Below are 22,442 nucleotides of genomic sequence, written 5' to 3'. Positions count from 1 at the left end.
CGTCGGCGGGAACCTAGAATCAGCGTTGAAGTGCCTGGGTTCCCGCCTGCGCGGGAACGACGATAAAAAGGGCAGCGCTTCGTTTGTCCGAATCATTCTGTAACAGGTAGGTCCGAGCAAGGGTATAGCCGTATTCAGCCCTTGGAGCCTTCGAACAGGTTCCTGCCCGCCAGGAGAAACCATGACAAGCCCTACTGCCCTCCAGAATGACGCCCCTGCCTACACCCCCGAGGAGCGTCGCAAGCGTATCTTCGCCATCGTTGGCGCTTCGTCCGGCAACCTCGTCGAGTGGTTCGACTTCTACGTCTACGCCTTCTGTGCCCTGTATTTCGCGGGCGCCTTCTTTCCCAAGAGCGACGCCACCGTGCAGTTGCTCAACACCGCCGGTGTGTTCGCCGCAGGCTTCCTGATGCGGCCCATCGGCGGCTGGTTGTTCGGCCGTATCGCCGACCGCCGTGGCCGCAAGGTGTCGATGATGATCTCGGTGCTGATGATGTGCGGCGGCTCGCTGGCCATCGCCTGCATGCCGACCTACGACACCATCGGCGCCTGGGCGCCGGCATTGCTGCTGCTCGCGCGCCTGTTCCAGGGCCTGTCCGTCGGCGGCGAGTACGGCACCACCGCCACCTACATGAGCGAGGTGGCGCTGCGCGGCAAGCGCGGCTTCTATGCCTCGTTCCAGTACGTGACCCTGATCGGCGGCCAACTGCTGGCGGTGTTGGTGCTGGTCGTTTTGCAGCAACTGCTGACTGACGAAGAACTGCGGGCCTGGGGTTGGCGCATCCCGTTCGTGATCGGCGCGGCCACGGCGGTGATCGCCTTCTACCTGCGCCGCTCGCTGAACGAAACGGCCAAGGCCGACCAGCTCAAGAGCGACGAGTCCGGCAGCATCGCCACCCTGTTCAAGTACCACAAGGCCGCCTTCATCACCGTGCTCGGCTACACCGCCGGTGGCTCGTTGATCTTCTACACCTTCACCACCTACATGCAGAAGTACCTGGTCAATACCGCACACATGCATGCCAAGACCGCCAGCGGCGTGATGACCTTCGCCCTGTTCGTCTACATGCTGATGCAGCCGCTGTTCGGCATGCTCTCCGACCGTATCGGCCGCCGTGCCTCGATGCTCTGGTTCGGCGCCCTCGGTGCATTGTGCACCTGGCCGATCCTCACCGCGCTGAAGACCGTGGAAAGCCCGATCATGGCCTTCCTGCTGATCATCCTGGCCCTGGCCATCGTCAGCCTGTATACCTCGATAAGCGGCCTGGTGAAGGCCGAGATGTTCCCCCCGGAGGTGCGCGCCCTCGGCGTCGGCCTGGCCTACGCGGTGGCCAACGCGATCTTCGGCGGTTCGGCGGAATACGTGGCCCTGGGCCTCAAGTCCATCGACCTGGAAGAGACGTTCTACCTGTACGTCACCATCATGATGGTGGTCGCTTTCCTGTTCAGCCTGCGTTTGCCCAAGCAGGCCAGTTACCTGCATCACGATCACTGACTGGAGTGTCATGAACCAACTCTTCGATGTGTACTTCACCCAGCCGGCCATGCGTGCGATCTTCAGTGATCGCGGGCGGGTCCAGGGCATGCTCGATTTCGAAGCGGCCCTGGCCCGCGCCGAGGCGCGCGTCAGCCTGATTCCGCAGACGGCCGTGGCGCCGATTGCTGGCGCCTGCGACGCCGATCTGTTCGATTTCCCGGCGTTGGCCCAGGCCATCGCGACTGCGGGCAACTCGGCCATTCCGCTGGTCAAGGCGCTGGGTAAACGCATCGCTGTGGAGAGCGCCGAGGCCGAGCGCTACGTTCACCTCGGCGCGACCAGCCAGGATGCGATGGACAGCGGTCTGGTCCTGCAACTACGTGCAGCGGTGCACCTTCTCGACGCCGATCTGGCGCAGCTTGCCGATGCCCTGGCGACCCAGGCGCAAGCGCACATCGATACCCCGCTGGCGGGACGCACCTGGCTGCAACACGCGACGCCGGTGACCCTGGGCATGAAGATCGCCGGCTGGCTCGGTGCCGTGACCCGTCACCGCCAGCGCCTGGCCGAACTCAAGCCGCGCCTGTTCTCGCTGCAGTTCGGCGGTGCGTCGGGTAGCTTGGCTGCTCTTGGCGACAAGGCTTTCGCAGTCGCCGAAGCGCTGGCCGATGAGTTGGATCTGACCTTGCCCGACCAACCCTGGCACACCCAGCGTGATCGCCTGGTGGAGTTCGCCAGCCTGCTCGGCCTGATCGCCGGCAGCCTGGGCAAGCTCGGTCGTGACCTGTCGCTGCTGATGCAGACCGAGGCCGGCGAGGTATTCGAACCTTCGGCGCCGGGCAAGGGCGGTTCCTCGACCATGCCGCACAAACGCAATCCGGTCAGTGCCGCCGTATTGATCGGTGCTGCGACCCGCGCGCCGGGCCTGGTCTCGACCATGCTCGCGGCGATGCCGCAGGAGCACGAGCGCAGCCTCGGCCTGTGGCATGCCGAGTGGGAAACCCTGCCGGAACTGTGCTGCCTGGTCTCCGGTGCATTGCAACAAGCGCTGATCGTGGTGCCGGGCCTGGAAGTGAACGCCCGGCGCATGCGCGACAACCTGGAACTGACCCAGGGCCTGGTACTGGCCGAGGCGGTGAGCATTGCCCTGGCCCAGCGCATCGGCCGCGACGCCGCCCACCACCTGATCGAGCAGTGCTGCAAGCAGGCGGTGAAGGAGGGCGTGCACCTGCGCAAGGTGCTCGGCGCGAATGCCGAGGTCACCGCACAACTTTCCGATTCGGAGCTGGATCGCCTGCTCGATCCGGCTCACTACCTGGGACAGGCGCGGCTGTGGGTACAGCGCGCGGTGTCCGATCACACCTCAGGAGCGCATTGAATGCCTGCCGTGAAACTCGCCGATGGCGACCTGAACTACCAACTCGAAGGCCCGGCGGGGGCGCCGGTGCTGGTACTGTCCAACTCCCTGGGTACCGACCTGGCGATGTGGGACGAACAAGTCCCCGAGTTTGCCAAGCATTTCCGTGTACTGCGCTACGACACCCGTGGCCACGGCAAATCCCTGGTCACGCCTGGGCCATACAGCATCGAGCAGAACGGCCGTGACGTGCTGGCGCTGCTGGACGCATTGGATATCGCCAAGGCGAGTTTCTGTGGCCTGTCCATGGGTGGCCTGATTGGCCAATGGCTGGCGATCAACGCCCCCGAGCGTATCGAGCGCCTGGTGCTGTGCAACACCGCCTCGAAGATCGGCAACGACGAGATCTGGAACACCCGTATCGACACCGTGCTCAAGGGCCGCGAGCAGGCCATGAGCGCGCTGCGCGATGCCTCCATCGCGCGCTGGTTCACCGCGCCGTTCGCCGAGGCGCATCCGGACAAGGCCGAACCCATCGTCGCCATGCTGGCGCAGACCTCGCCGGACGGTTATGCCGGTAACTGCGCCGCCGTGCGCGATGCCGACTTCCGCGAGCAGATCGTCGGGATCAAGGCCCCGACCCTGATCGTCTGCGGCACTGGCGACGCCGTGACCACGCCGGTCGACGGCCGCTTCATGCAGGCGCGTATCGCCGGTGCCGAGCTGGTCGAGTTCGACGCGGCTCACCTGTCCAACGTGCAGGCTGGCGAGCTGTTCACCCGGCGTGTGCTGAGCTTCCTGCAAGCCTGACGACTGCACGCGCCCTTTGATACCGGAGCCAGAAATGGACGAAAAACAACGCTATGACGCCGGCATGCAAGTGCGTCGTGCCGTGCTGGGCGATGCCCACGTGGACCGTAGCCTGCAAAAGCTGACGCCGTTCAACGAAGAATTCCAGGAAATGATCACCCGCCACGCCTGGGGCGATATCTGGACCCGCCCCGGCCTGCCGCGCCATACCCGCAGCCTGATCACCATCGCCATGCTGATCGGCATGAACCGCGAGGGCGAGCTCAAGCTGCACCTCAAGTCGGCCAGGAACAATGGCGTGACCCGCGACGAGATCAAGGAAGTGATCATGCAGAGCGCGATCTATTGTGGCATCCCGGCCGCCAACGCCACCTTCCATCTGGCTGAGGAGCTGTGGGACGAGGTGGGGGTGGAGTCGTTGCAGGAGAAGTGACAAGAGCCCGCCGGCCAACGCGGGCGGTGGACAAGGCGAACGACAAGAACGACGGCTTATGCAGCAAGCCGCTTGTTCAGGTCGCTACCCGCGCATCTCCGAGGAAGTCCGATCTACCTGATGGGCCTGATCGGCTTCGCGCCAGAGCCCGACGGCGGCGAACAACAGGGCCAGGCAAAGCAGGACCAGCAGCGGCGCGCGCAAGTGTTGCCAGACCGATGCCCAGCGGGAAGGACGGTACCAGCCGCTTTCGCCCAGCCGGCGCGAGGGGGCATCCAGTGTCTGCCACAGGCGCTCTACGTCGCTGAAGGCTTCTACATGCTGCGTGTCGCTATCCAGCCAGCGGCGAAATTCGATGCGGTCGCTGGCGGCCAACTGCGGATTCTGCAAGCGCACATACCAACTGACGGCGGTAAGGCGCATTGCATCCGCTTCCGAAACAGGCTCGCTATTCACCCAGGCAGGCTCGCTGGCAATGGTCGAGGGCACGGATCATGTCTTTCTCGACCAGATCCAGGGGCAAGCCCAACTGATCGGCTATCGCGGCATAGGACAAGCCGTCGAGGCGCCTGAGCAGGAACACCTGGCGGGTCCGCCGTGGCAGTCGGCGCAGGCGGGCGAGCAGGTCTGCGCCGGATGGCGGGGTGCGTCGCACCGTACGTGCCTGGTCTTGCCAGTGATTCAGGCGGTGCTCTTCCTGAATGCCGGCCAAGCGATGGAGGAGCTGTTGCAGGCGCGGTTGCGAAAGGATGGAAAACGACTTGTTGACGGTCATGGACGATACGCTCGCTGACAGGCGATCAAGGATATTGAGAGGTTAGTGCAGGTGATATTCATTATCAACTGTAGAATGTGAAAAGTGTCATGCCCCCACTCAAAATAGCCGGCGGCAGCCCCCTGGAAGGGGTGGATGAATAGGCGTTCGCGAGCGTGCCTGAGAACCATTCAAAGCCAGCAACGGCGCGGCCTCCAGCTGAATGGTAATCGCTCCGTGAGAGACTGTTTTTAGTCCTTGACCATTGCTCGAACAGCGACGAAGCTTCGCATCTGATTCATCGTTTTAGGACATGTGCACATGCAAGGCTCAACTGCTGTCGTCGATTACCTGAAGGTCCTGCTCAAGGGCGAACTCGCCGCCCGCGACCAATATTTCCTGCATTCGCGGATGTATCAGGATTGGGGATTCGAGAAGCTCTACGAGCGCATCAACCATGAGATGGAAGAGGAAACCCAGCACGCCGACGCCTTGCTGCAACGCATCCTTTTCCTGGAAAGCACGCCGGACATGACGCCCGATGCGATCAACCCGGGCGCCAACGTGCCGGACATGCTGCGCTCCGACCTGGCCCTGGAGTACCACGTGCGTGGCGCCCTGGCCAAAGGCATCGCCCTGTGCGAGCAGCATAAGGACTACGTCAGCCGCGACATCCTCGTCCTGCAACTGAACGATACCGAGGAAGACCACGCCTACTGGCTGGAACAGCAGCTCGGCCTGATCGACCGCATCGGCCTGGCCAATTACCTGCAATCGCAGGGCTGAATGCTTCGCCGGCAATACGAGCGGGGCGCCAGTGGCGCCCCGTTCGCGTTTCTGACGGTTACAACGTCCACTTCACCGAGAACATGGCGTTGCGGGGTTCGCCATAGATTACGTTGGTGGTACTGCCGATGCCGGAGTAGTACTTCTTGTCGAACACGTTGTTGAAGTTGATCCGGGTATCGACGTTTTCGCTCACTTTGTAGCCGAGCATCAGATCGACCAGGGTGTAGGCGTCCTGCTCGATGCGCCAGGCCGAGGTGCCACTGCCGCCGGCGTTGTAGATGCCATTCTGGCTGTTCAGGCTACCGCCTACGCGCCACTTGTCGAGGTTGCCAGGCAGTTGATAGGTGGTGCTGACCTTGAACAGATGGCGTGGCTGGTCGGTATCGAACAACTTGCCTTCGTTGGCCTTGTTGGTGTCTTTCTTGTATTTCGCCTCGACGAAGGTGTAGCCCGCGCTGAACTGCCAGTTTTCGCTCAGGGCTCCGGTCAGTTCCAGGTCGATACCCTTGCTTTCGACTTCACCTGCCGCTTCGTAGCAGTTGAAGTTGGTCGCATAGGCGGGGGACGGGCAGTAAGTGGCCTTGTCCAATTGTTTCGCGCGGTTTTCCTGGTTGATCTGGAAGACGGCCGCGGAGACATTCAGCGCCCCGTCGAAGTACTCGCCCTTGATGCCGACCTCATAGTTCTTGCCGGTCATCGGTTTGAGCACGCTGTAGCTTGGGTCCAGGTTGGTTTGCGGCTTGAAGATGTCGGTGTAGCTGGCGTAGAGCGAATAGGTTTCGTTCAGGTCGTAGATCACGCCGGCGTAGCGCGTGACGTTACGGGTGATCTTGTAGCTGCTCGACGCCACGCCGGTATCGTAGTCGTACCAGTCCAGGCGAGCGCCGAGGATGACCTTGAGCGGGTCGGCGATGTTCAGGCGCGTGGTGGCGTAGACGCCTTTCTGCTCGGACTGGAACTTGAGGGTCCAGCGGTACATATCGAAGCCGGGTTTCGCCACGCTGCCGCTGTCCCAGGTGTTGGGGTTGATATTCGGGCCTGTCGCATCGTTCAGCCAACCGCCATGGCCATCGAAGGTTTCCTGGCGATTGCTCGCGCCGACGACGACTTCATGATCGCGGCCGAACAGCTTGACCGGGCCGGACAGGTAACCGTCGTAGCTGTCGTAGTCGTTGGTGTAGGTGTATTTGCCACTGTATTGGTTGAGGGTGGTGCCGCTGTAGCCCAGGTATGAACCGAGCATATTGATCCGCCCCCACATCTTGTCCGCGGCCAGGTGGAGCTTCCAGTCGTTGGCGAAACGGTGCTCGAGTTCGCCGAACAGGTGCGTGGTGCTGGTATCCCAGTAGGCCCAGTCGTTGCCCAGGTAGGTGGAACGCGACAGGTTCAGGTCGTTGCCGTTGGTTGCGGTGGGCAGGCCGCCCCAGTCGGAATCCTTGTGGTCGTTCTGGTAGGACGCACCGACGGTCAGCGTGGTGCTGTCGTTGAGATCGGCTTCGGTGATGCCGTAGAGAAGACCACGGTCGCCGCCGCCTTCTTCGAGATAGGTTCCGCGTTCTTCGTAGGCGGTGACGAAGCGGCCGCGCAGGGTGCCGTTATCATTGAGCGCTCCCGAGGCATCCAGTTCGGTGCGGTAGGTGTCCCAGCTGCCGGCGCTGGCGGACACGCTCACCTGCGGAGCGACGGTCGGTTTCTTGCGCACCATGTTTATCGCGGCAGCGGGGTTGCCCGCGCCCTGCATCAGGCCGGTGGCGCCCCGTACGATTTCCACGCGATCGAACATGGCGGTATCGGCGGCGGTGATCACGTCTTGCGAATAGGTGGAAATGCTCATGGGCAAGCCGTCGTACATGATGTTGTCGACGGTGAAGCCGCGTGCCACGTAGCGCTGACGCTCGGGGCCGTATTTCTGCACGCTCAGGCCGGTGGTGTTCTTGATTACGTCGTTGAGGTCGCTCAGGCCCTGGTCATCCATACGCTGGCGGGTGATGACACTGACCGATTGCGGCGTCTCGCGGATCGACATGGGCAGCTTGGTCGAGCTGTTGACGACGCCGGTGGTGTAGGACTGGGTATTTTCAGTCGTCGCCTGTCCTCGAACGCCTTGGGCGTTGACGTCGGTTTTCTGCAACTCCAGAACGGCGTCCTCTTTCGAGGTGGCTTCGGTGGTGGTTTGTTCGGCATGAAGCGCCGGGCTGGCACACAGCAAGGCGATGGCGATCGCCAGCGGAGAGCGTGTAGGGGATTGCATGGGGATGATCCTGTCGAGTCGATGTAGTCGATTATTTTTTGTGCCGGACATCCCTGTGGGCGAGCCACGTCGAATCGCTGGCTCGAGTGGCCGGCGATTTGGAAGCAGAAGTGCGTGGCGAGGGGAAGTGTAACGAGAGGTAAATAAGTAGTAAATGGTAATGTATATCAAATAATACGAAATGCTATTCGCATGTGCATCCAGTTCCCAAGCGATGCAGGATCGGGCAGTCAGGTCGATCATCGCCCTGGCAACAGTCGACCAGTTCGTTGAGGGTGTCGCGCAGGCCGGTCAGTTCCTCGATCCTGCGGTCCAGCTCGTTTATATGGGCCTGGGCCAGGGCCTTCACGTCGGCGCTGGCGCGGGAGCGGTCTTGCCACAGGGCCAGCAGCTTGCCGACTTCTTCCAGCGAGAAGCCCAGGTCGCGCGAGCGCTTGATGAATGCCAAGACATGCAGGTCCTGCGGGCCGTACAGGCGATAGCCGCTGTCGCTGCGGCCCGCCGGTTGCAGCAGGCCGATGGACTCGTAGTAGCGGATCATCTTGGCGCTGAGCCCGCTCTGCCTGGCGGCCTGACCGATGTTCATGTGCATTCCTCCTATGGCTTCCAGCGCCTGAGCAGCAGGGCATTGCTCATCACGCTGACGCTGGATAATGCCATGGCCGCGCCGGCGACCATCGGGTTGAGGAGGCCGAAGGCGGCGAGGGGCAGGCCGACCAGGTTGTAGATGAAGGCCCAGAACAGGTTCTGCTGGATCTTGCGCCAGGTGCGTCGGCTGATGTCGAGCGCTGCCGGTACCAGGCGTGGGTCGCCTTGCATCAGGGTGATCCCGGCCGCGTGCATGGCCACGTCGGTGCCGCCGCCCATGGCGATGCCGACATCGGCGGCGGCCAGGGCCGGGGCGTCGTTGATACCGTCGCCGACCATCGCCACCACCGCGCCGCCCTGGCGCAGGCGTGCAACGTGCTCGGCCTTGTCCGCCGGCAGGACCTGGGCGTGGACTTCGTCGATGCCCAGGGCCTTGCCGACCGCGCCGGCGCTGCCAGCGTTGTCGCCGCTGATCAGATGGCTGTCGATGCCTTGCTCGTGAAGGCGGCGAACGGCTTCGCCGGAGCCTTCCTTGAGGCTGTCGCCAAAGGCGATAAGGCCAAGAACGCGCGGTTGCGGAGCAAGTTCCAGCAGCCAGGACAGGGTTCGTCCTTCATTCTCCCAATCCCGTGCCAGGGCTTCCAGCTCGCCTGCGGCGAGGTGCTGTTCATCACGCAGCCGAGCGTTGCCCAGGGCCAGTTCGCGGCCTTCCACTTGGCCACGAATGCCACGCCCGCTCAGGGCCTGGCTGGCGCTGACGCTGGGCACTTGCAGGTCCGACTCCGTGCAGCGCTGCAGCACCGCCCTGGCCAGTGGGTGTTCGCTGCCGCGTTGCAGGGCGCCGGCCAGTCGCAGCAACTCATCGTCGTCATCGACCGCGGCGCGCAGATGAACGACGCGAGGCTGCCCCGAGGTCAGGGTGCCGGTCTTGTCGAAGGCGACTATGGTGACGCGATGGGCGATTTCCAGCGCTTGCGCGTCCTTGATCAGAATGCCGTGGCGAGCTGCCACGCCGGTGCCAGCCATGATCGCCGCGGGAGTGGCCAGGCCGAGCGCGCAGGGGCAGGCGATCACCAGTACGGTCACGGCATTGATCAGCGCGGTTTCGATCCCGGCGCCGGCGAACAGCCAGCCGATGAGCGTGAGCAGGGCGATGAACAGTACCACCGGGACGAAGACCGAACTGACCCGGTCTACCAGTTTCTGGATCGGCGCCTTGGCCGCCTGGGCGTCCTCGACCAGGCGAATGATGCGGGCAAGGACGGTTTCGCCGCCGATGGCCGTAGTGCGTAGCAGCAACCGGCCTTCGCCGTTGATCGCCCCACCGGTGATGCTGTCGCCAGGCCCTTTGCTGACCGGCAGGCTCTCGCCGCTGATCAGGGCTTCGTCGGCCTGGCTGTGGCCCTCGACCACTTGGCCATCCACCGGGTAACGCTCGCCGGGTTTGACCACCACCAGGTCGCCAGGGCGCAGGGCGCTGATCGACACCTCTTCCTCACGGCCCTCCACCACCCGCAGCGCGCGCTCGGGACGTAACGCTTCGAGGGCGCGGATGGCGGCGCTGGTCTGGCGTTTGGCACGGCTTTCCAGGTACTTGCCGAGCAGCACCAGGGCGATGACCACCGCCGAGGCCTCGAAATACAGATGCGGCATGCCGTGGTGCCCGGCATTGGCCCACAGGTGCAGGCTCAGGCCATAGCCGGCGCTGGTCCCCAGGGCGACCAGCAGGTCCATGTTGCCGGAGCCGGCGCGCACGGCTTTCCAGGCGGCGACGTAGAAACGGGCGCCGAGAATGAATTGCACGGGGGTGGCCAGCAGGAACTGCAGCCAGGCCGGCAGCATCCAGTCGAGGCCAAGCCATTGGGCGAACATCGGCAGCACCAGCGGCGTGGCCAAGGCCAGGGCAATGATCAGGCGCCAGCGTTCGCGGCGCAGTTCGACCCGTTTATCCACGGGGGCGGCTGTTTCCAGCGAGCGCGCGGCATAGCCGGCTTTTGCCACGGCATCGATCAGGTCCTTAACCGGCGTGCCCGGAAGGGTCTCGATGTGGGCGCGTTCGCTGGCCAGGTTGACGCTTACTGTGCCTACACCGGGCACCTTGCCCAAGGCGCGCTCGACCCGGCCGACGCAACTGGCGCAGGTCATGCCGTCGATGGCCAGCTCGATGCGCTGCGTGGGCACTTGATAGCCCGCCTGGCTGACGGCCGCGAGCAGCGGGCCAAGTTCGGCAGCGTCGCTTTCGACCCGTGCCCGTTCGCTGGCCAGGTTGACACTGACGCCCCGTACGCCGGGCACCTTGCTCAACGCCCGCTCGATACGGTTGGCGCAACTGGCGCAGGTCATGCCCTGCACGGGCAGGTCGAAGGTGTGCTGGCTGCTCATGGACGACTCCCTGTTCGATTCGCCGACAGAGTCGACCTTGACACAGGGGGAAGGTCAAGAGGCGCGCTGTCGCACCGCGCTCATGCGGCACTCAGTAATTGTGCGGCGCGGGGATCCGCGACATGCCGTCGGGTAGGGGATCGGGGGGCTTGACCTTGCCATGGTGTCAGGGTTGATCGTTACGCCATCACGACGAGGAGATTCGATCATGCAGGTATTCAAAGTAGGCGGAATGAGCTGTGGGCACTGCGTCAAGGCGATCACCAAGGCCGTTCAGGGCGAGGACCCGGCGGCCAAGGTCGAGGTCGACCTGGCGGCCGGGCTGGTGCGCGTCGACAGCGGCCTGGATGCACAGCGTCTGCTGCAGGCGATCCGTGACGAAGGTTATGAGGCTGGCGTGGCCTGATCCGGCTGCCAGTCGCGGAGCAGGCCGCGCAGTTGGGTATCGATCAATGGCGCGGTGTCCTGTAGCGGATCGAACAGGTCGGGATCGCGCGAGTAGTCGGTGAATAGGCCGACCAGTACCGCGTGCACGCCACGTGCCGCCAGGCGGGGCGTCACGCCCGGGCGTAGCCGTGCATTGCACTCCGGGCGTTGGAACAGCTCTTCTACCAGGCTTATGAACTGGCTGACGATCAGGTTCAATTGTTGTTCGATCACCGCCAGTTCGCCGGCGAATTCGCAGCGCTGCACGATGATCTTGAAAATGCGCTTTCGTTGTTCATCGCGCGCCAGGTTTTCGACGGCTTCGATGCACAGTGCGCGCAGTGACATCAGCGGATCGCTGCCATCGCAACCGGACAGGCGTTCGGCCATTTGCGCAACCGGCAAGGTGACCTGGTCGAGCAGGGCATGGAACAGGTGCGCCTTGTTTTCGAAATGCCAATAGACCGCGCCACGGGTCACGCCAGCCGCCTTGGCGATCTGTTCCAGGCTGGTGTTGGCGACGCCGCGTTCGAGAAAGAGATGCTCGGCGGCGTCGAGAATGGCGGCGCGGGTCTGTTCGGCTTGTTCTTTGGTTCTGCGCATGGACAACGGGCTGAGAAAAGGGGCACGAATTGTAATGTTTTTGCCGTCATTGTGCCGAGGCTGATGCTTGCTGTCAGATGAAGGGTGGCGCAGGCCGGCCCTGGGTGTTCTACTTTGCACCCTCGCCAACGGCCGCCAAGGCTGCGGCAGGCGCAGTGTGCCTTCTCGTCGGAATCCCATGAAACTCAGAATCCTGCTGATCCTCGGCGCCTTGAGCGCCTTCGGGCCCATGGCCATCGATTTCTATCTGCCGAGCTTTCCGAGCCTGGCGCTCGCATTCGCCACCGATGTCGAGCATATCCAGTTGTCGCTGGCCTCCTATTTCATCGGCGTGGCTCTTGGGCAACTGATCTATGGGCCGTTGTCCGACCGTTACGGCCGGCGCTTGCCGCTGCTGGTCGGCACCTGCCTGTTCACCCTGGCGTCGCTGGGCTGCGCCTTGAGCCCGAGCCTCGATTGGCTGATCGCCATGCGTTTCATCCAGGCCTTGGGCGGCTGCGCGGGCATGGTGATCTCGCGCGCGATCGTGCGTGACCTGTGCGACCCGCTGGAGTCCGCCCGGGCCTTTTCCAAGCTGATGCTGGTGATGGGGCTCGCGCCGATCCTGGCACCGGTGGGCGGCGGCCTGCTGCTGGACGCGTTCGGCTGGCAGTCGATCTTCTTCGTGCTGATGCTGTTCGCCGGTGCCTCGTTGCTGGCGGTCTGGCGCTGGCTGCCGGAAACCCTGGCAACGGATCAGCCGCGCTTGCCCTTGAGCGGCGCGCTGGTGCGCTACGGCCACCTGCTGAGAGACCGTCAGTTGATCGGTTATGGCCTTGCCGGTGGGCTGGGGATGGCCGGTATGTTCGCCTACATCGCCGGTTCGCCGTTCGTGTTCATCGAACTCTATGGCGTGACGCCGAGCCAGTACGGTGTGCTGTTCGGTCTCAATGCGACCTGCTTCGTGGTGTTCGCCCAGGTCAATGGCTGGTTGTTGCGCCACCGCGGCCCGGCCCATTGGCTGCCACGCCTGGTGGTCATTTACGTGATCGCCGCGGCCGGCCTGTTGCTCAGCGCCTTGTGGCAGCCGGATCACCTGTTGCCGCTACTGATCCCGATCATGGCGTGCATGGGCAGCCTGGCCTGCATCCTGCCCAATGCCTCGGCCTGCGCCATGGCGGGCCAGGGCAGCCAGGCCGGCAGCGCTTCGGCGTTGATGGGATTTCTGCAGTTCGCCGTGGCGGCGCTGGCCTCTTCGGCTGTCGGCGCGCTACATGACGGCACCGCCCGGCCGATGGCCTGGGTGATGTGTTTCTGCGCGCTGGCCGCGGCACTGTCGGTCTGGCTGATTCGGCGTTTCACACCGCCCGCCGCCGACTATTGATCAGCCGGCGTTGCGGCGTTGCTCATCGGGCAGCGGGTGCGGGGCCTTGAGCCGGCTCTCCAGAAGTGCCACGAACTGGCGGGCCTGCTGCTCGCTGGCGAAGGTGACGCCGTGTTGGTCCAGGCAAACCTGCCAGCGACTTCCCTCATGGGACGTCAGGGGACGGATGACAATCTTCATGGCCAGCCTCCGATCATTCGCGTGAGGCTGCAGTGTAATCGCCTGTTTGCACCTGCGATATTGCCCTGCATCAACCGACCGACTGTTGGTCGTCACGCAGCCAGTTGACCAGTTGAATGGCGCTCAGCGGTTTGCTGAACAGATAACCCTGACAGTGCTCGCAACCGAGGTCGCGCAGTGCCTGTAGTTGGTCCTCGGTCTCTACGCCCTCGGCCAGCACCTGCAGGTTCAGGTTGCGGGCGAGGCCGATGATGGTGGCGACGATCTCCAGGTTGGCCTGGTCCTTGGGGACGCCCTGCATGAAGCTCTGGTCGATCTTCAGCTTGTCCAGCGGGAAGCGCCGCAGATAGGCCAGGGAGGAATACCCTGTACCGAAATCGTCGATGGCGATCTTGATGCCCAGGCCTTTGAGGGCGACCAGGGCCGAGCGCGACTGCTCGACGTTCTCCATCAAGGCACCTTCGGTGATTTCCAGCTCCAGGCATTCGGCAGGCAGGCCGCTGTCGGTCAGCGCATCGCGCACCTGCTTGAGCAGGTCGGCCAGGCGGAACTGGCGCGGCGACAGGTTCACCGCCAGGGTGTGCAGTGGCAGGCCCTGCTGGCGCCAGAACTGCATCTGCCGGCAGGCCTCGCGCATGACCCAGGCGCCCAGCGGCACGATCAGCCCGGTTTCCTCGGCCAGGGGAATGAACGTGGCTGGGGAGATCAGGCCTTGTTCGCTGTTCCAGCGCACCAGTGCCTCGACCCCGAACGCCTCGCCCGAGGCGGCGTCCACCAGTGGCTGGTAGTGGAGGATGAATTCGTTGCGGCGCAGCGCCTGACGCATCTGGCTTTCCAGGGTCAGGCGACTCTGCGCCTGGCTGGTCAGGCCCTTGGTATAGAAACGGTAGGTGTTGCGTCCTTGTTGCTTGGCCTGGTGCAACGCGGCATCGGCGCTGCGCAGGAGCTCTTCGCAGGTATTGCCGTCGTCCGGGTACTGGCTGATACCGATGCTGGCGCCCAGGTAGGCTTCGCGGCCATTGCTCAAGGCCAGGGGGCGTTCGAGCAACTGCAGCAGGGATGTGGCGATACTGGCCACTTCTTCCTGGCTGGGCAGGTCTTCCAGGATCACCAGGAACTCATCGCTGCTCAGGCGCGCCAGGGTGTCTTCGTTGCGCAGGCGCTTCTGCAGGCGCCGGGCCACGGCGATCAGCAGTTCGTCGCCGGCCTTGTGCCCGAGGCCTTCGTTGATGGTCTTGAAGTGGTCGAGGTCGAAGACCATCACGGCGACTTGCTCGTGATGGCGATGGGCGTGCTCCACCGCATGGCGCAGGCGTTCGTTGGCGAACAGGCGGTTGGGCAGGTCGGTCAGCGGATCGAAGTGCACCAGGTGGGCCAGGCGCTCCTGGCTGTCGCGGTATTGGCTGAGGTCGGTGAACGTCAGCACGTACTGGGGCTGCTCGGGGTCGCCGTCACGCACCTGGCTGACCGTCATCCAGTAGGGGAACTGGCTGCCATCCTGGCGGGTGCCGGCCAATTCGCCTTCCCAGTGGCCACTTTCGTCCACGGCGCGCCAGACGTCACGGTACTGGATCCGCTCCTGCGGATCGCCAGCGGCTAGCGGGATACGTTTGCCAAGAGTCTGTTCCGCAGGTTGCCCGACGAAAGTGCTGAAAGCCGGGTTGCTGGTGAGAATCCGTCGCCGTGAGTCGACGATGGCAACGGCTTCCCGGGTGCTTTCGAAGACCGTGGCGGCTTGGCGCAACGCCTGTTCCTGTTGCTTGCGCAGGCTGATGTCTTCAATGACCGAGATGAAATAGCTGGGTTCGCCGTTGCCATGGCGGACCAGGGTGACGCTGAGGTTGGCCCAGAGCAGCTTGCCGTTGCGCTTGAGGTAGCGCCTTTCCATGCTGTAGCTCGATGCCTCGCCGGCCAGCAGCGATTGCAACTGCTCGCGATCCGCTTCCATATCCCCAGGATGGGTGATCGATTGCAAACTCAGTTCGAGCAGCTCGTCGCGGTTATAGCCCAGCATTCGGCACAGGCGCTGGTTGACCCTCAGCCAGATGCCTCCGATCGAAAGATGGGCGATGCCCACGGCAGCCTGCTCGAAGGTGGCGCGAAAACGCAGGTCGCTTTGCAGGCGCTCGGCATTGAGCTGGTGTTGACTCACGGCCAGGCCGGCCAGGCGGGTGAATTCGGTGACCAGATCGATGTCGCCCTGGGTCGGGAGGGTGACCTGGCGATAATAGACGCCGAAGGTGCCCATCACTTCGCCATGGTCGTTCTTGAACGGTAGCGACCAGCAGGCACGCAGCCCGGCCTTGGTCACCAGATCCCTGTAGGGTGCCCAGTGCGGATGGTTCAGCAGGTCTTTGGCAATGGTCAGTTCGCCGGTTGCCGCGGCATGACCGCAACTGCCATTGCCGGCGGTGGCCGGAACGCCATCCACTGCGGCGCAGTAACTGTTCGACAGGCTGGGCGCCGCGCCCAGGCGCAACTGGCCGTTTTCCAGGAGCATCACCGAAATCAGCATGTCCGGGTTGAGCCGTTCCATGCGCAGGATCATGTCTTCCAGGGTGCGCTGCAGCGGCTGGTGGGCAAGCAACTGGTCGAGCATGGCATTGCGCGCCTCCTGCAAGGCCTGGCCCTGGCGGCGTTCATGGATGTCGCTGAAGCTGCCGCGCAGACCGGTTTCGTGCTGGCCGCCCACCGCCAGGCTCAGGCTGATCCAGCGGCGCTGGCCATTGGCTTCGCGCAGCCGGCTGTCGCCTTGCCAGCCCCCGCTCTGATGAATCAATACCTGCCTGATCTGTTCGCCCAGTGGCTGGCGATAGGCATCGTCGATGAACTCCAGCAGCGACCTACCCAGGCTCTCCTGGATCGATTTGCCGGTGAGGGTTTCCCATGCTCCATTGAGGAAACTCAGGCGACCGGCCTCGTCGGTGAGGAAGATGCATTCGTGAAGCTGCTCCACCAGTTCCCGATAGCGCCGTTCACTGGCTTCCAGCTCCTGGTTGCGGCGTTGCTGGTGGCTGAGATCCATGTCGATACGAAACAGCTCCCACTGGTTGCGTCCGTTACGCAGCAGGAGCTGGCTGGAATAGACCCGGATCGGTTCGCCGTCACGTCGTTGCAGGGTTATTTCGCCCGGTGGGACCGCTGGCCCGCCGGCCATCCAATGGGTGATGTCGTTGATTGTCTGGGCCCTGCACGAAGGCGGCGTGACCAGTTCTTCCAGGCGCTGGCCAAGGGCCTCGGTCACGTTGTAGCCATAGAGCTGGGCGCTGGCATGGTTCCAGAAGATGACCCGGCGGTCGCGGTCGTAACCTTGCACCGCGATGCCAGGCGTCTGCTCGATGATCTGGCGCAAGCGTTGTTCGTTTTCGCGCAGGGCCATTTCATCGCGCTTCTGCGTGCTGATGTTCTGCAAGGTGCCCTGGATATGGCCATCGGTCCGTTGCTCGCCTTTGAACATCAGCCAGGTCGGTGCCTCACCGTCGTTCTGGCCGGTTCGGGCATTGACCTGGAGCGGCCCGCCGCTGGTGAACAAGTGTTCGAATGCCCGCTGGAGCGCATTGCGATCGGTCGGATAGAGCCACTCGAGCAGTTCTTCCAGGCTTGACGAGTTCGCTTGAACATCGCGTCCGAACAGGCTCATGGCCTCTTCGCTCCAGTGGAAGCGACCGTCGTATCGCCAACTGGCCAGGCCCGCCTCGCGCTGGGTGTGCTGCAGGTTCAGGACGCCCTGGTGCAGGCTGTTCTCCAGCAACTGGCGAGTGCGCTGGTCGTGCCGTGCAAGTACGTAGATCAACAGGCTGCTGGCCAGGACGAAGGCGATACCTTTATAGCTCTGGGCCAGCGCCAGGTGCGTCGGGTCCAGATCGAGCAGGCGCAGCGCCTGGTCGCTGAACAGGATCCACAGTGCACTGAACAGCACGTAACACCCGGCTAGACGTACCGGCCGTGACAGCAGAGCGGGCTTTTTCATCCCTAAGACCCTCGTGCGGATGAGCGCACAACGCGCCTTTGCAGGCCGTGTGAAAACTACTGCGCTCGGCCATGCGGCGTTAAAAAACAGCTGGAATGCCAGCCCAGTCAAAATGCTCATTTACAGCTCGTAAACTGCGCTTTTTCGCCGTTTTGCGGGGGCGCCTAGCCCTTGCCTGATCTTCGCTCGCTACGTTTTCACTCGGTCTGTTTGGCGCGATGCTGGCATTGAGTCTAGTTAGTCTTCGCTAAGTTGCTGGCCAGTTGCCGCAAAGACTTCTTCGGCCCACCAGATTCAGTGCAGTCCGGGTTTCTTCAGGCCAAGGCCCTTGAGGATGATGTGTTCGAGATTGTCGACGGCTTGCTCGAAGTCGCTTTTCTTCAGGGCGTTTTTACCGGTGAGACTGCAGATCTGGCTGGAGAAGTCAGCGTAGTGCTGGGTACTGCTCCAGAGCAGGAAGATCAGCGACAGGGGATCGACCGGGTCCATCTTGCCGGCATCGATCCAGTCCTGGAGCACTGCGGCCCGCTGGCGGAACCATTGCCGGTAGTCCTGGCTGAAATGTGCGTTGAGGTGCTCGCCGCCACTGATCACCTCCATGGCGAAGATGCGCGAAGCCAGTGGCTGGGTGCGGGATATCTCCATCTTCGCGCGGATATAGCGGCTCAGGGCGATGGCCGGGTCATCTTCTTTCTCCAGGTCGCTGAACGCAGCGTCCCATTGGTCGAGGATGTTGTTCAGGACGGCGATATAAAGGCCCAGCTTGTTATTGAAGTAGTAGTGCAGGTTGGCTTTTGGCAACCCCACGGCCAGGGCGATGGCATTCATGCTGGTGCCTTTGAAACCATGCCGGGCAAACTCGACTTCGGCGGCGGCGATGATTGCTTTCTCGTTCTTCTGGCGGATACGACCGGCGGGTTTGACGGTTACGTTGAGGGCGATGGCAGTTGGCATGATCGTTTTCCGACTGATGAGTTCTCATGGGCACTGAATACCCCAGCGCACACGGCTTAACAAGATAGACTCTCAAAAAAGATAGTGTATTGACGAGGCTCAGTAGACGTCGGTTTTTTCCGCCATTTTCTCGACGTTTCAGTTGCCTGTCGCGGCCAGGGCATCGAGGAAGCTGTCGAGCACCAGTTGCGACCTTCGCCCCTTGCGGGTAACGGCGGCCATGCTCAGGTCGTAGAAGCGCTCGGTTGGCTTGAGCGTGCGCACGCGCCCCTCCTGAACCCACTGGCGGGCGTAGTGATCGGGCAGATAACCGATGTAGCGCCCGGTGAGGATCAGAAAGGCCATGCCTTCGCGATCCGAGGCGCTGGCGGTGCAGTTGAGCATCTGGTGCAGAGCCTGGATATCCGCTGGCAGGCGAAAGGTCGGGGCGACCGCATCCTGCGCATTCAGGCGTTCATCGCTCAGTTGCCGGTCATCGACATAAAAGAGTGGGTGACCTACCGCGCAATACAACAGCGAGCGTTCCTCGTAGAGCGGCTGGTAGTCCAGGCCAGACAGGGCATGGCTCTGCGGCACCACGCCGACGTGCAGGCTGCCGTCGAGCACGCCTTGCTCGACCTCGCTGGGAGGGGTCATGCGGATCTGGATGCGCACATCCGGGCCTTGCTCCTTGAGGCGCGCCAGGGCATGGGTGATGCGCATGTGCGGCACGGTCACCAGGTTGTCGGTCAGGCCAATGTGCAGCTCACCGCGTAACTGCTGGTGCAGGCCGTTGACCTCGCCTCGGAAGCTTTCCAGGGCGCCGAACAGTTGCAGGCTGGCGCGGTAGACCTCGCGACCTTCCTCGGTCAGGGCGAAGCCGGCGCGCCCGCGCTGGCACAGGCGCAGGCCGAGGCGCTGTTCGAGATCGCTCATTTGCTGGCTGATCGCCGAACGACCGATGCCCAGTACGGTTTCCGCGGCGGAGAAGCCTCCGCTTTCGACAACGCTGCGAAACAGACGTAACAGACGAATCTCGAAGTCGCTGACCTGGGCGAGGGTTTCGAAACGGCGCGTACTCATTGTTTAGCCATATTTAAACCAAGGATTATAAAAGTTATGTTTTAGTGAATTTATTACCGTGGCACCTTGCTTGGCAACAGCGCGGGCTCGTGCCTGCGTACCGAAACGCCACCGTTGCGAGAATCCGCCATGAACATGCCGCAGACCGCTACCCCGTCACTGGCCAGCCAGCTCAAGCTGGATGCCCACTGGATGCCGTTTTCCGCCAACCGCAACTTCAAGCGTGATCCACGCCTGATCGTCGCCGCCGAAGGCAACATCCTGATCGATGACAAGGGCCGCCGTATTTTCGACAGCCTTTCTGGCCTGTGGACCTGCGGTGCGGGGCATACCCGCAAGGAAATCCAGGAAGCGGTGAGCAAGCAGCTCGGCACCCTGGATTATTCGCCGGGCTTTCAATACGGCCATCCGCTGTCGTTCAAGCTGGCGGAGGAGGTTGCCGATCTGCTGCCCGGCGAACTCAACCATGTGTTCTTCACCGGCTCCGGTTCCGAGTGCGCCGATACCGCCGTGAAAATGGCCAAGGCCTACTGGCGCCTGAAAGGCCAGCCGAGCAAGACCCGTTTCATCGGCCGGGCCCGTGGCTACCACGGTGTGAACATCGCCGGGACCGCCCTGGGCGGTATCGGTGGCAACCGCAAGATGTATGGCCAGTTGATGGATGCCGATCATTTGCCGCATACCCTGCAGGCAGGCACCGCATTCACCCGTGGCGCGGTCGAGACCGGCGGCGTGGAGTTGGCCAACGAGTTGCTGAAGCTGATCGAGCTGCATGACGCGTCGAACATCGCAGCGGTGATCGTCGAGCCGATGTCCGGCTCCGCTGGCGTGCTGGTTCCGCCAACCGGCTATCTGCAGCGCCTGCGTGAAATCTGCACCCAGCACAACATCCTGCTGATCTTCGACGAAGTGATCACGGCCTTCGGGCGCATGGGCAAATGGAGCGGTGCCGAGTATTTCGGCGTGACCCCGGACCTGATGAACGTGGCCAAGCAGATCACCAACGGCGCGATCCCGCTGGGTGCGGTGATTGCCTCGAAGGAAATCTACGACACCTTCATGAACCAGCCCACGCCGGAGCACATGATCGAGTTCACCCACGGCTACACCTATTCCGCGCACCCGGTCGCCTGTGCCGCCGGCCTGGCCAACTTCGAACTGCTCAAGCGCGAGAACCTGATCGAGAAGTCCGCTCAACTGGCACCGTATTTCGAGAATGCGATCCATGGCTTGAAAGGCACCAAGCACATCATCGACATCCGCAACTGTGGCCTGGCTGGCGCCTTGCAACTGGCACCGCGCGATGGCGACCCGAGCATCCGCCCGTTCGAGGTCGGCATGAAACTGTGGCAGGCCGGGTTCTACGTGCGCTTCGGTGGCGACACCCTGCAGTTCGGGCCGACCTTCAATACCCGGCCGGAAGAACTGGACAGCCTGTTCAACGCCGTAGGCGAAGCCCTCGGTCAGATCGACTGATTACAACAAGAGGATCTTATTCATGAGCACTGTTCCACACCTGATCAACGGCGAACGAATCACCGGCAGCGGCCGTACCAGCGATGTGTTCAACCCGGCAACCGGGGAAGTCAGCGGCAAGGTGGCATTGGCCGACCGTGCCACCGTGCAGCAGGCCATCGACGTCGCCAAGGCCGCCTTCCCGGCCTGGCGCAACACGCCACCGGCCAAGCGCGCGCAGGTGATGTTCCGCTTCAAGCAACTGCTGGAGCAAAACGAGGCGCGGATTGCCGAGCTGATCAGCCGCGAGCATGGCAAGACCATCGAGGACGCTGCCGGCGAGATCAAGCGGGGTATCGAGAACGTCGAGTACGCCAGTGCCGCCCCGGAAGTCCTCAAGGGCGAGTACAGCCGCAACGTGGGCCCGAACATCGACGCCTGGAGCGATTTCCAGCCGCTGGGCGTGGTTGCCGGCATCACGCCGTTCAACTTCCCGGCCATGGTGCCGCTTTGGATGTATCCGCTGGCCATCGTCTGCGGCAACTGCTTCATCCTCAAGCCGTCCGAGCGCGACCCGAGTTCGACCCTGCTGATCGCCGAACTGCTGCTCGAAGCCGGGCTGCCCAAGGGCGTGCTCAGCGTCGTGCATGGTGACAAGGAGGCCGTCGATGCGCTGATCGAAGCGCCGGAGGTCAAGGCCCTGAGCTTCGTCGGCTCGACGCCTATCGCCGAGTACATCTACAGCGAAGGCACCAAGCGCGGCAAACGCGTGCAGGCTCTGGGCGGTGCGAAAAACCACGCGGTGCTGATGCCCGATGCGGACCTGGACAATGCGGTCAGCGCGCTGATGGGCGCGGCCTATGGTTCCTGTGGCGAGCGCTGCATGGCCATCTCGGTGGCGGTGTGCGTGGGCGACCAGATCGCCGACGCGCTGGTCGAGAAGATCGTCCCGCAGATCAAGGCGCTGAAGATCGGTGCCGGCACCAACAGCGGCCTGGACATGGGCCCGTTGGTTACCGCCGCTGCGCGTGACAAGGTTTCGGGATACATCGATGCCGGTGTCGCGGCTGGCGCCAAGCTGCTGGTCGATGGTCGCGGCTTCAGCGTGCCGGGCCACGAAAATGGCTATTTCCTTGGCGGAACCCTGTTCGACCGGGTCAGCAACGAGATGAGCATCTACACCGACGAGATCTTCGGTCCGGTGCTGTGCATCGTTCGCGTCGGCAGCCTGGAAGAGGCGATGCAACTGATCAACGACCACGAGTACGGCAACGGCACCTGCATCTTCACCCGCGACGGCGAGGCGGCGCGGCTGTTCTGCGACGAGATCGAAGTGGGTATGGTCGGTGTCAACGTACCGCTGCCGGTGCCGGTCAGCTATCACAGCTTCGGTGGTTGGAAGCGGTCATTGTTCGGCGACCTGCACGCCTATGGCCCTGACGGCGTGCGGTTCTACACCAAACGCAAAGCCATCACCCAGCGTTGGCCGGCGCGCAAATCGCATGAAGCCGCGCAATTCGCCTTCCCCAGCAATGGTTGAGGTGAGTGGATGAAGAAAGGCCAGTCGCGAGACTGGCCTTTTTCTTTA

General features: G+C 63.1%; 19 protein-coding genes. 9 read left to right on the top strand and 10 right to left on the bottom strand.

Annotation, left to right across the window (positions count from 1 at the left end; all coding sequences use genetic code 11):
• Window positions 1-181: 181 nt before the first annotated feature.
• From ACSZPK_RS22130 to pcaC, 4 genes are read left to right on the top strand one after another with little or no spacing between them, the layout of a single operon-like run.
• On the top strand, window positions 182-1,495 hold the full coding sequence (locus ACSZPK_RS22130) for an MFS family transporter (RefSeq protein WP_437883752.1): 1,314 nt from the start codon (window positions 182-184) through the stop codon (window positions 1,493-1,495).
• Between the two features lie 10 nt (window positions 1,496-1,505).
• Window positions 1,506-2,855: a 3-carboxy-cis,cis-muconate cycloisomerase gene (locus ACSZPK_RS22125; RefSeq protein ID WP_437883751.1), complete on the top strand. Its 1,350-nt coding sequence runs from the start codon at window positions 1,506-1,508 to the stop codon at window positions 2,853-2,855.
• Window positions 2,856-3,644, top strand: coding sequence for a 3-oxoadipate enol-lactonase (pcaD, locus tag ACSZPK_RS22120; RefSeq protein WP_437883750.1), 789 nt, complete (start codon window positions 2,856-2,858; stop codon window positions 3,642-3,644).
• A gap of 34 nt (window positions 3,645-3,678) precedes the next feature.
• Window positions 3,679-4,077 carry a 4-carboxymuconolactone decarboxylase gene (gene pcaC, locus ACSZPK_RS22115; RefSeq protein ID WP_437883749.1) on the top strand — a complete coding sequence of 133 codons (399 nt, stop codon included), beginning with the start codon at window positions 3,679-3,681 and terminating at the stop codon, window positions 4,075-4,077.
• 84 nt (window positions 4,078-4,161) lie between these two features.
• Here pcaC and ACSZPK_RS22110 read toward each other — a convergent pair whose 3' ends face one another.
• Together ACSZPK_RS22110 and ACSZPK_RS22105 are read right to left on the bottom strand one after the other, a co-directional pair.
• A complete protein-coding gene (locus tag ACSZPK_RS22110; protein ID WP_437883748.1) occupies window positions 4,162-4,500 on the bottom strand; it encodes a FecR/PupR family sigma factor regulator in 339 nt (112 codons plus the stop codon).
• Between the two features lie 25 nt (window positions 4,501-4,525).
• A complete protein-coding gene (locus tag ACSZPK_RS22105) occupies window positions 4,526-4,852 on the bottom strand; it encodes a sigma factor-like helix-turn-helix DNA-binding protein (RefSeq protein ID WP_437883747.1) in 327 nt (108 codons plus the stop codon).
• A gap of 300 nt (window positions 4,853-5,152) precedes the next feature.
• Between ACSZPK_RS22105 and bfr the strand changes: the two genes are divergently transcribed.
• Entirely contained in the window at window positions 5,153-5,617 is a 465-nt protein-coding gene (gene bfr, locus ACSZPK_RS22100) for a bacterioferritin (protein ID WP_437883746.1), read from the top strand.
• Window positions 5,618-5,675: 58 nt separating this feature from the next.
• Here the strand turns inward: bfr and ACSZPK_RS22095 are convergent, their stop codons facing one another.
• The 3 genes from ACSZPK_RS22095 to ACSZPK_RS22085 all read right to left on the bottom strand — a co-directional run bounded on the left by ACSZPK_RS22095 (window position 5,676) and on the right by ACSZPK_RS22085 (window position 10,841).
• Window positions 5,676-7,871: a TonB-dependent siderophore receptor gene (locus ACSZPK_RS22095; RefSeq protein ID WP_437883745.1), complete on the bottom strand. Its 2,196-nt coding sequence runs from the start codon at window positions 7,869-7,871 to the stop codon at window positions 5,676-5,678.
• A 184-nt stretch (window positions 7,872-8,055) separates the two neighbouring features.
• Window positions 8,056-8,457 carry a Cu(I)-responsive transcriptional regulator gene (cueR, locus tag ACSZPK_RS22090; protein WP_437883744.1) on the bottom strand — a complete coding sequence of 134 codons (402 nt, stop codon included), beginning with the start codon at window positions 8,455-8,457 and terminating at the stop codon, window positions 8,056-8,058.
• Window positions 8,458-8,468: 11 nt separating this feature from the next.
• Window positions 8,469-10,841 (bottom strand): heavy metal translocating P-type ATPase, encoded by a 2,373-nt coding sequence (locus ACSZPK_RS22085; protein WP_437883743.1) that lies wholly within the window; start codon window positions 10,839-10,841, stop codon window positions 8,469-8,471.
• Window positions 10,842-11,049: 208 nt separating this feature from the next.
• Here ACSZPK_RS22085 and ACSZPK_RS22080 point away from each other — a divergent pair, with 208 nt between their 5' ends.
• Window positions 11,050-11,247: a heavy-metal-associated domain-containing protein gene (locus ACSZPK_RS22080; protein ID WP_437883742.1), complete on the top strand. Its 198-nt coding sequence runs from the start codon at window positions 11,050-11,052 to the stop codon at window positions 11,245-11,247.
• Here the strand turns inward: ACSZPK_RS22080 and ACSZPK_RS22075 are convergent.
• Window positions 11,226-11,870: a TetR family transcriptional regulator gene (locus tag ACSZPK_RS22075; protein ID WP_437883741.1), complete on the bottom strand. Its 645-nt coding sequence runs from the start codon at window positions 11,868-11,870 to the stop codon at window positions 11,226-11,228. The two genes, ACSZPK_RS22080 and ACSZPK_RS22075, sit on opposite strands and share 22 nt — an antisense overlap.
• A 178-nt stretch (window positions 11,871-12,048) precedes the next feature.
• On the opposite strand from ACSZPK_RS22075, the gene ACSZPK_RS22070 reads away from it, so the two are divergent.
• Entirely contained in the window at window positions 12,049-13,233 is a 1,185-nt protein-coding gene (locus ACSZPK_RS22070) for a Bcr/CflA family multidrug efflux MFS transporter (RefSeq protein ID WP_437883740.1), read from the top strand.
• On the opposite strand, the gene ACSZPK_RS22065 is transcribed toward ACSZPK_RS22070, so the two are convergent.
• From ACSZPK_RS22065 to ACSZPK_RS22050, 4 genes are all read right to left on the bottom strand, one after another.
• Window positions 13,234-13,413, bottom strand: a complete 180-nt coding sequence (locus tag ACSZPK_RS22065) for a hypothetical protein (protein WP_437883739.1) — start codon at window positions 13,411-13,413, stop codon at window positions 13,234-13,236.
• 70 nt (window positions 13,414-13,483) lie between these two features.
• Window positions 13,484-17,383: an EAL domain-containing protein gene (locus ACSZPK_RS22060; protein WP_437883738.1), complete on the bottom strand. Its 3,900-nt coding sequence runs from the start codon at window positions 17,381-17,383 to the stop codon at window positions 13,484-13,486.
• A 294-nt stretch (window positions 17,384-17,677) separates the two neighbouring features.
• A complete protein-coding gene (locus ACSZPK_RS22055; protein ID WP_437883737.1) occupies window positions 17,678-18,337 on the bottom strand; it encodes a TetR/AcrR family transcriptional regulator in 660 nt (219 codons plus the stop codon).
• A 138-nt stretch (window positions 18,338-18,475) separates the two neighbouring features.
• Window positions 18,476-19,399: a LysR family transcriptional regulator gene (locus ACSZPK_RS22050; RefSeq protein WP_437883736.1), complete on the bottom strand. Its 924-nt coding sequence runs from the start codon at window positions 19,397-19,399 to the stop codon at window positions 18,476-18,478.
• Window positions 19,400-19,528: 129 nt separating this feature from the next.
• Between ACSZPK_RS22050 and ACSZPK_RS22045 the strand changes: the two genes are divergently transcribed.
• Together ACSZPK_RS22045 and ACSZPK_RS22040 are read left to right on the top strand one after the other, a co-directional pair.
• Window positions 19,529-20,875 (top strand): aspartate aminotransferase family protein, encoded by a 1,347-nt coding sequence (locus ACSZPK_RS22045; RefSeq protein ID WP_437883735.1) that lies wholly within the window; start codon window positions 19,529-19,531, stop codon window positions 20,873-20,875.
• A gap of 22 nt (window positions 20,876-20,897) precedes the next feature.
• Window positions 20,898-22,394, top strand: coding sequence for a CoA-acylating methylmalonate-semialdehyde dehydrogenase (locus ACSZPK_RS22040; RefSeq protein WP_437883734.1), 1,497 nt, complete (start codon window positions 20,898-20,900; stop codon window positions 22,392-22,394).
• The last annotated feature ends 48 nt before the right edge of the window (window positions 22,395-22,442 follow it).

Source organism: Pseudomonas sp. LRF_L74, from assembly GCF_965644255.1.
Lineage (GTDB): Bacteria > Pseudomonadota > Gammaproteobacteria > Pseudomonadales > Pseudomonadaceae > Aquipseudomonas.
Note: the sequence above shows the minus strand (reverse complement) of the source record. Positions and strands in the feature narration are given on the sequence as shown.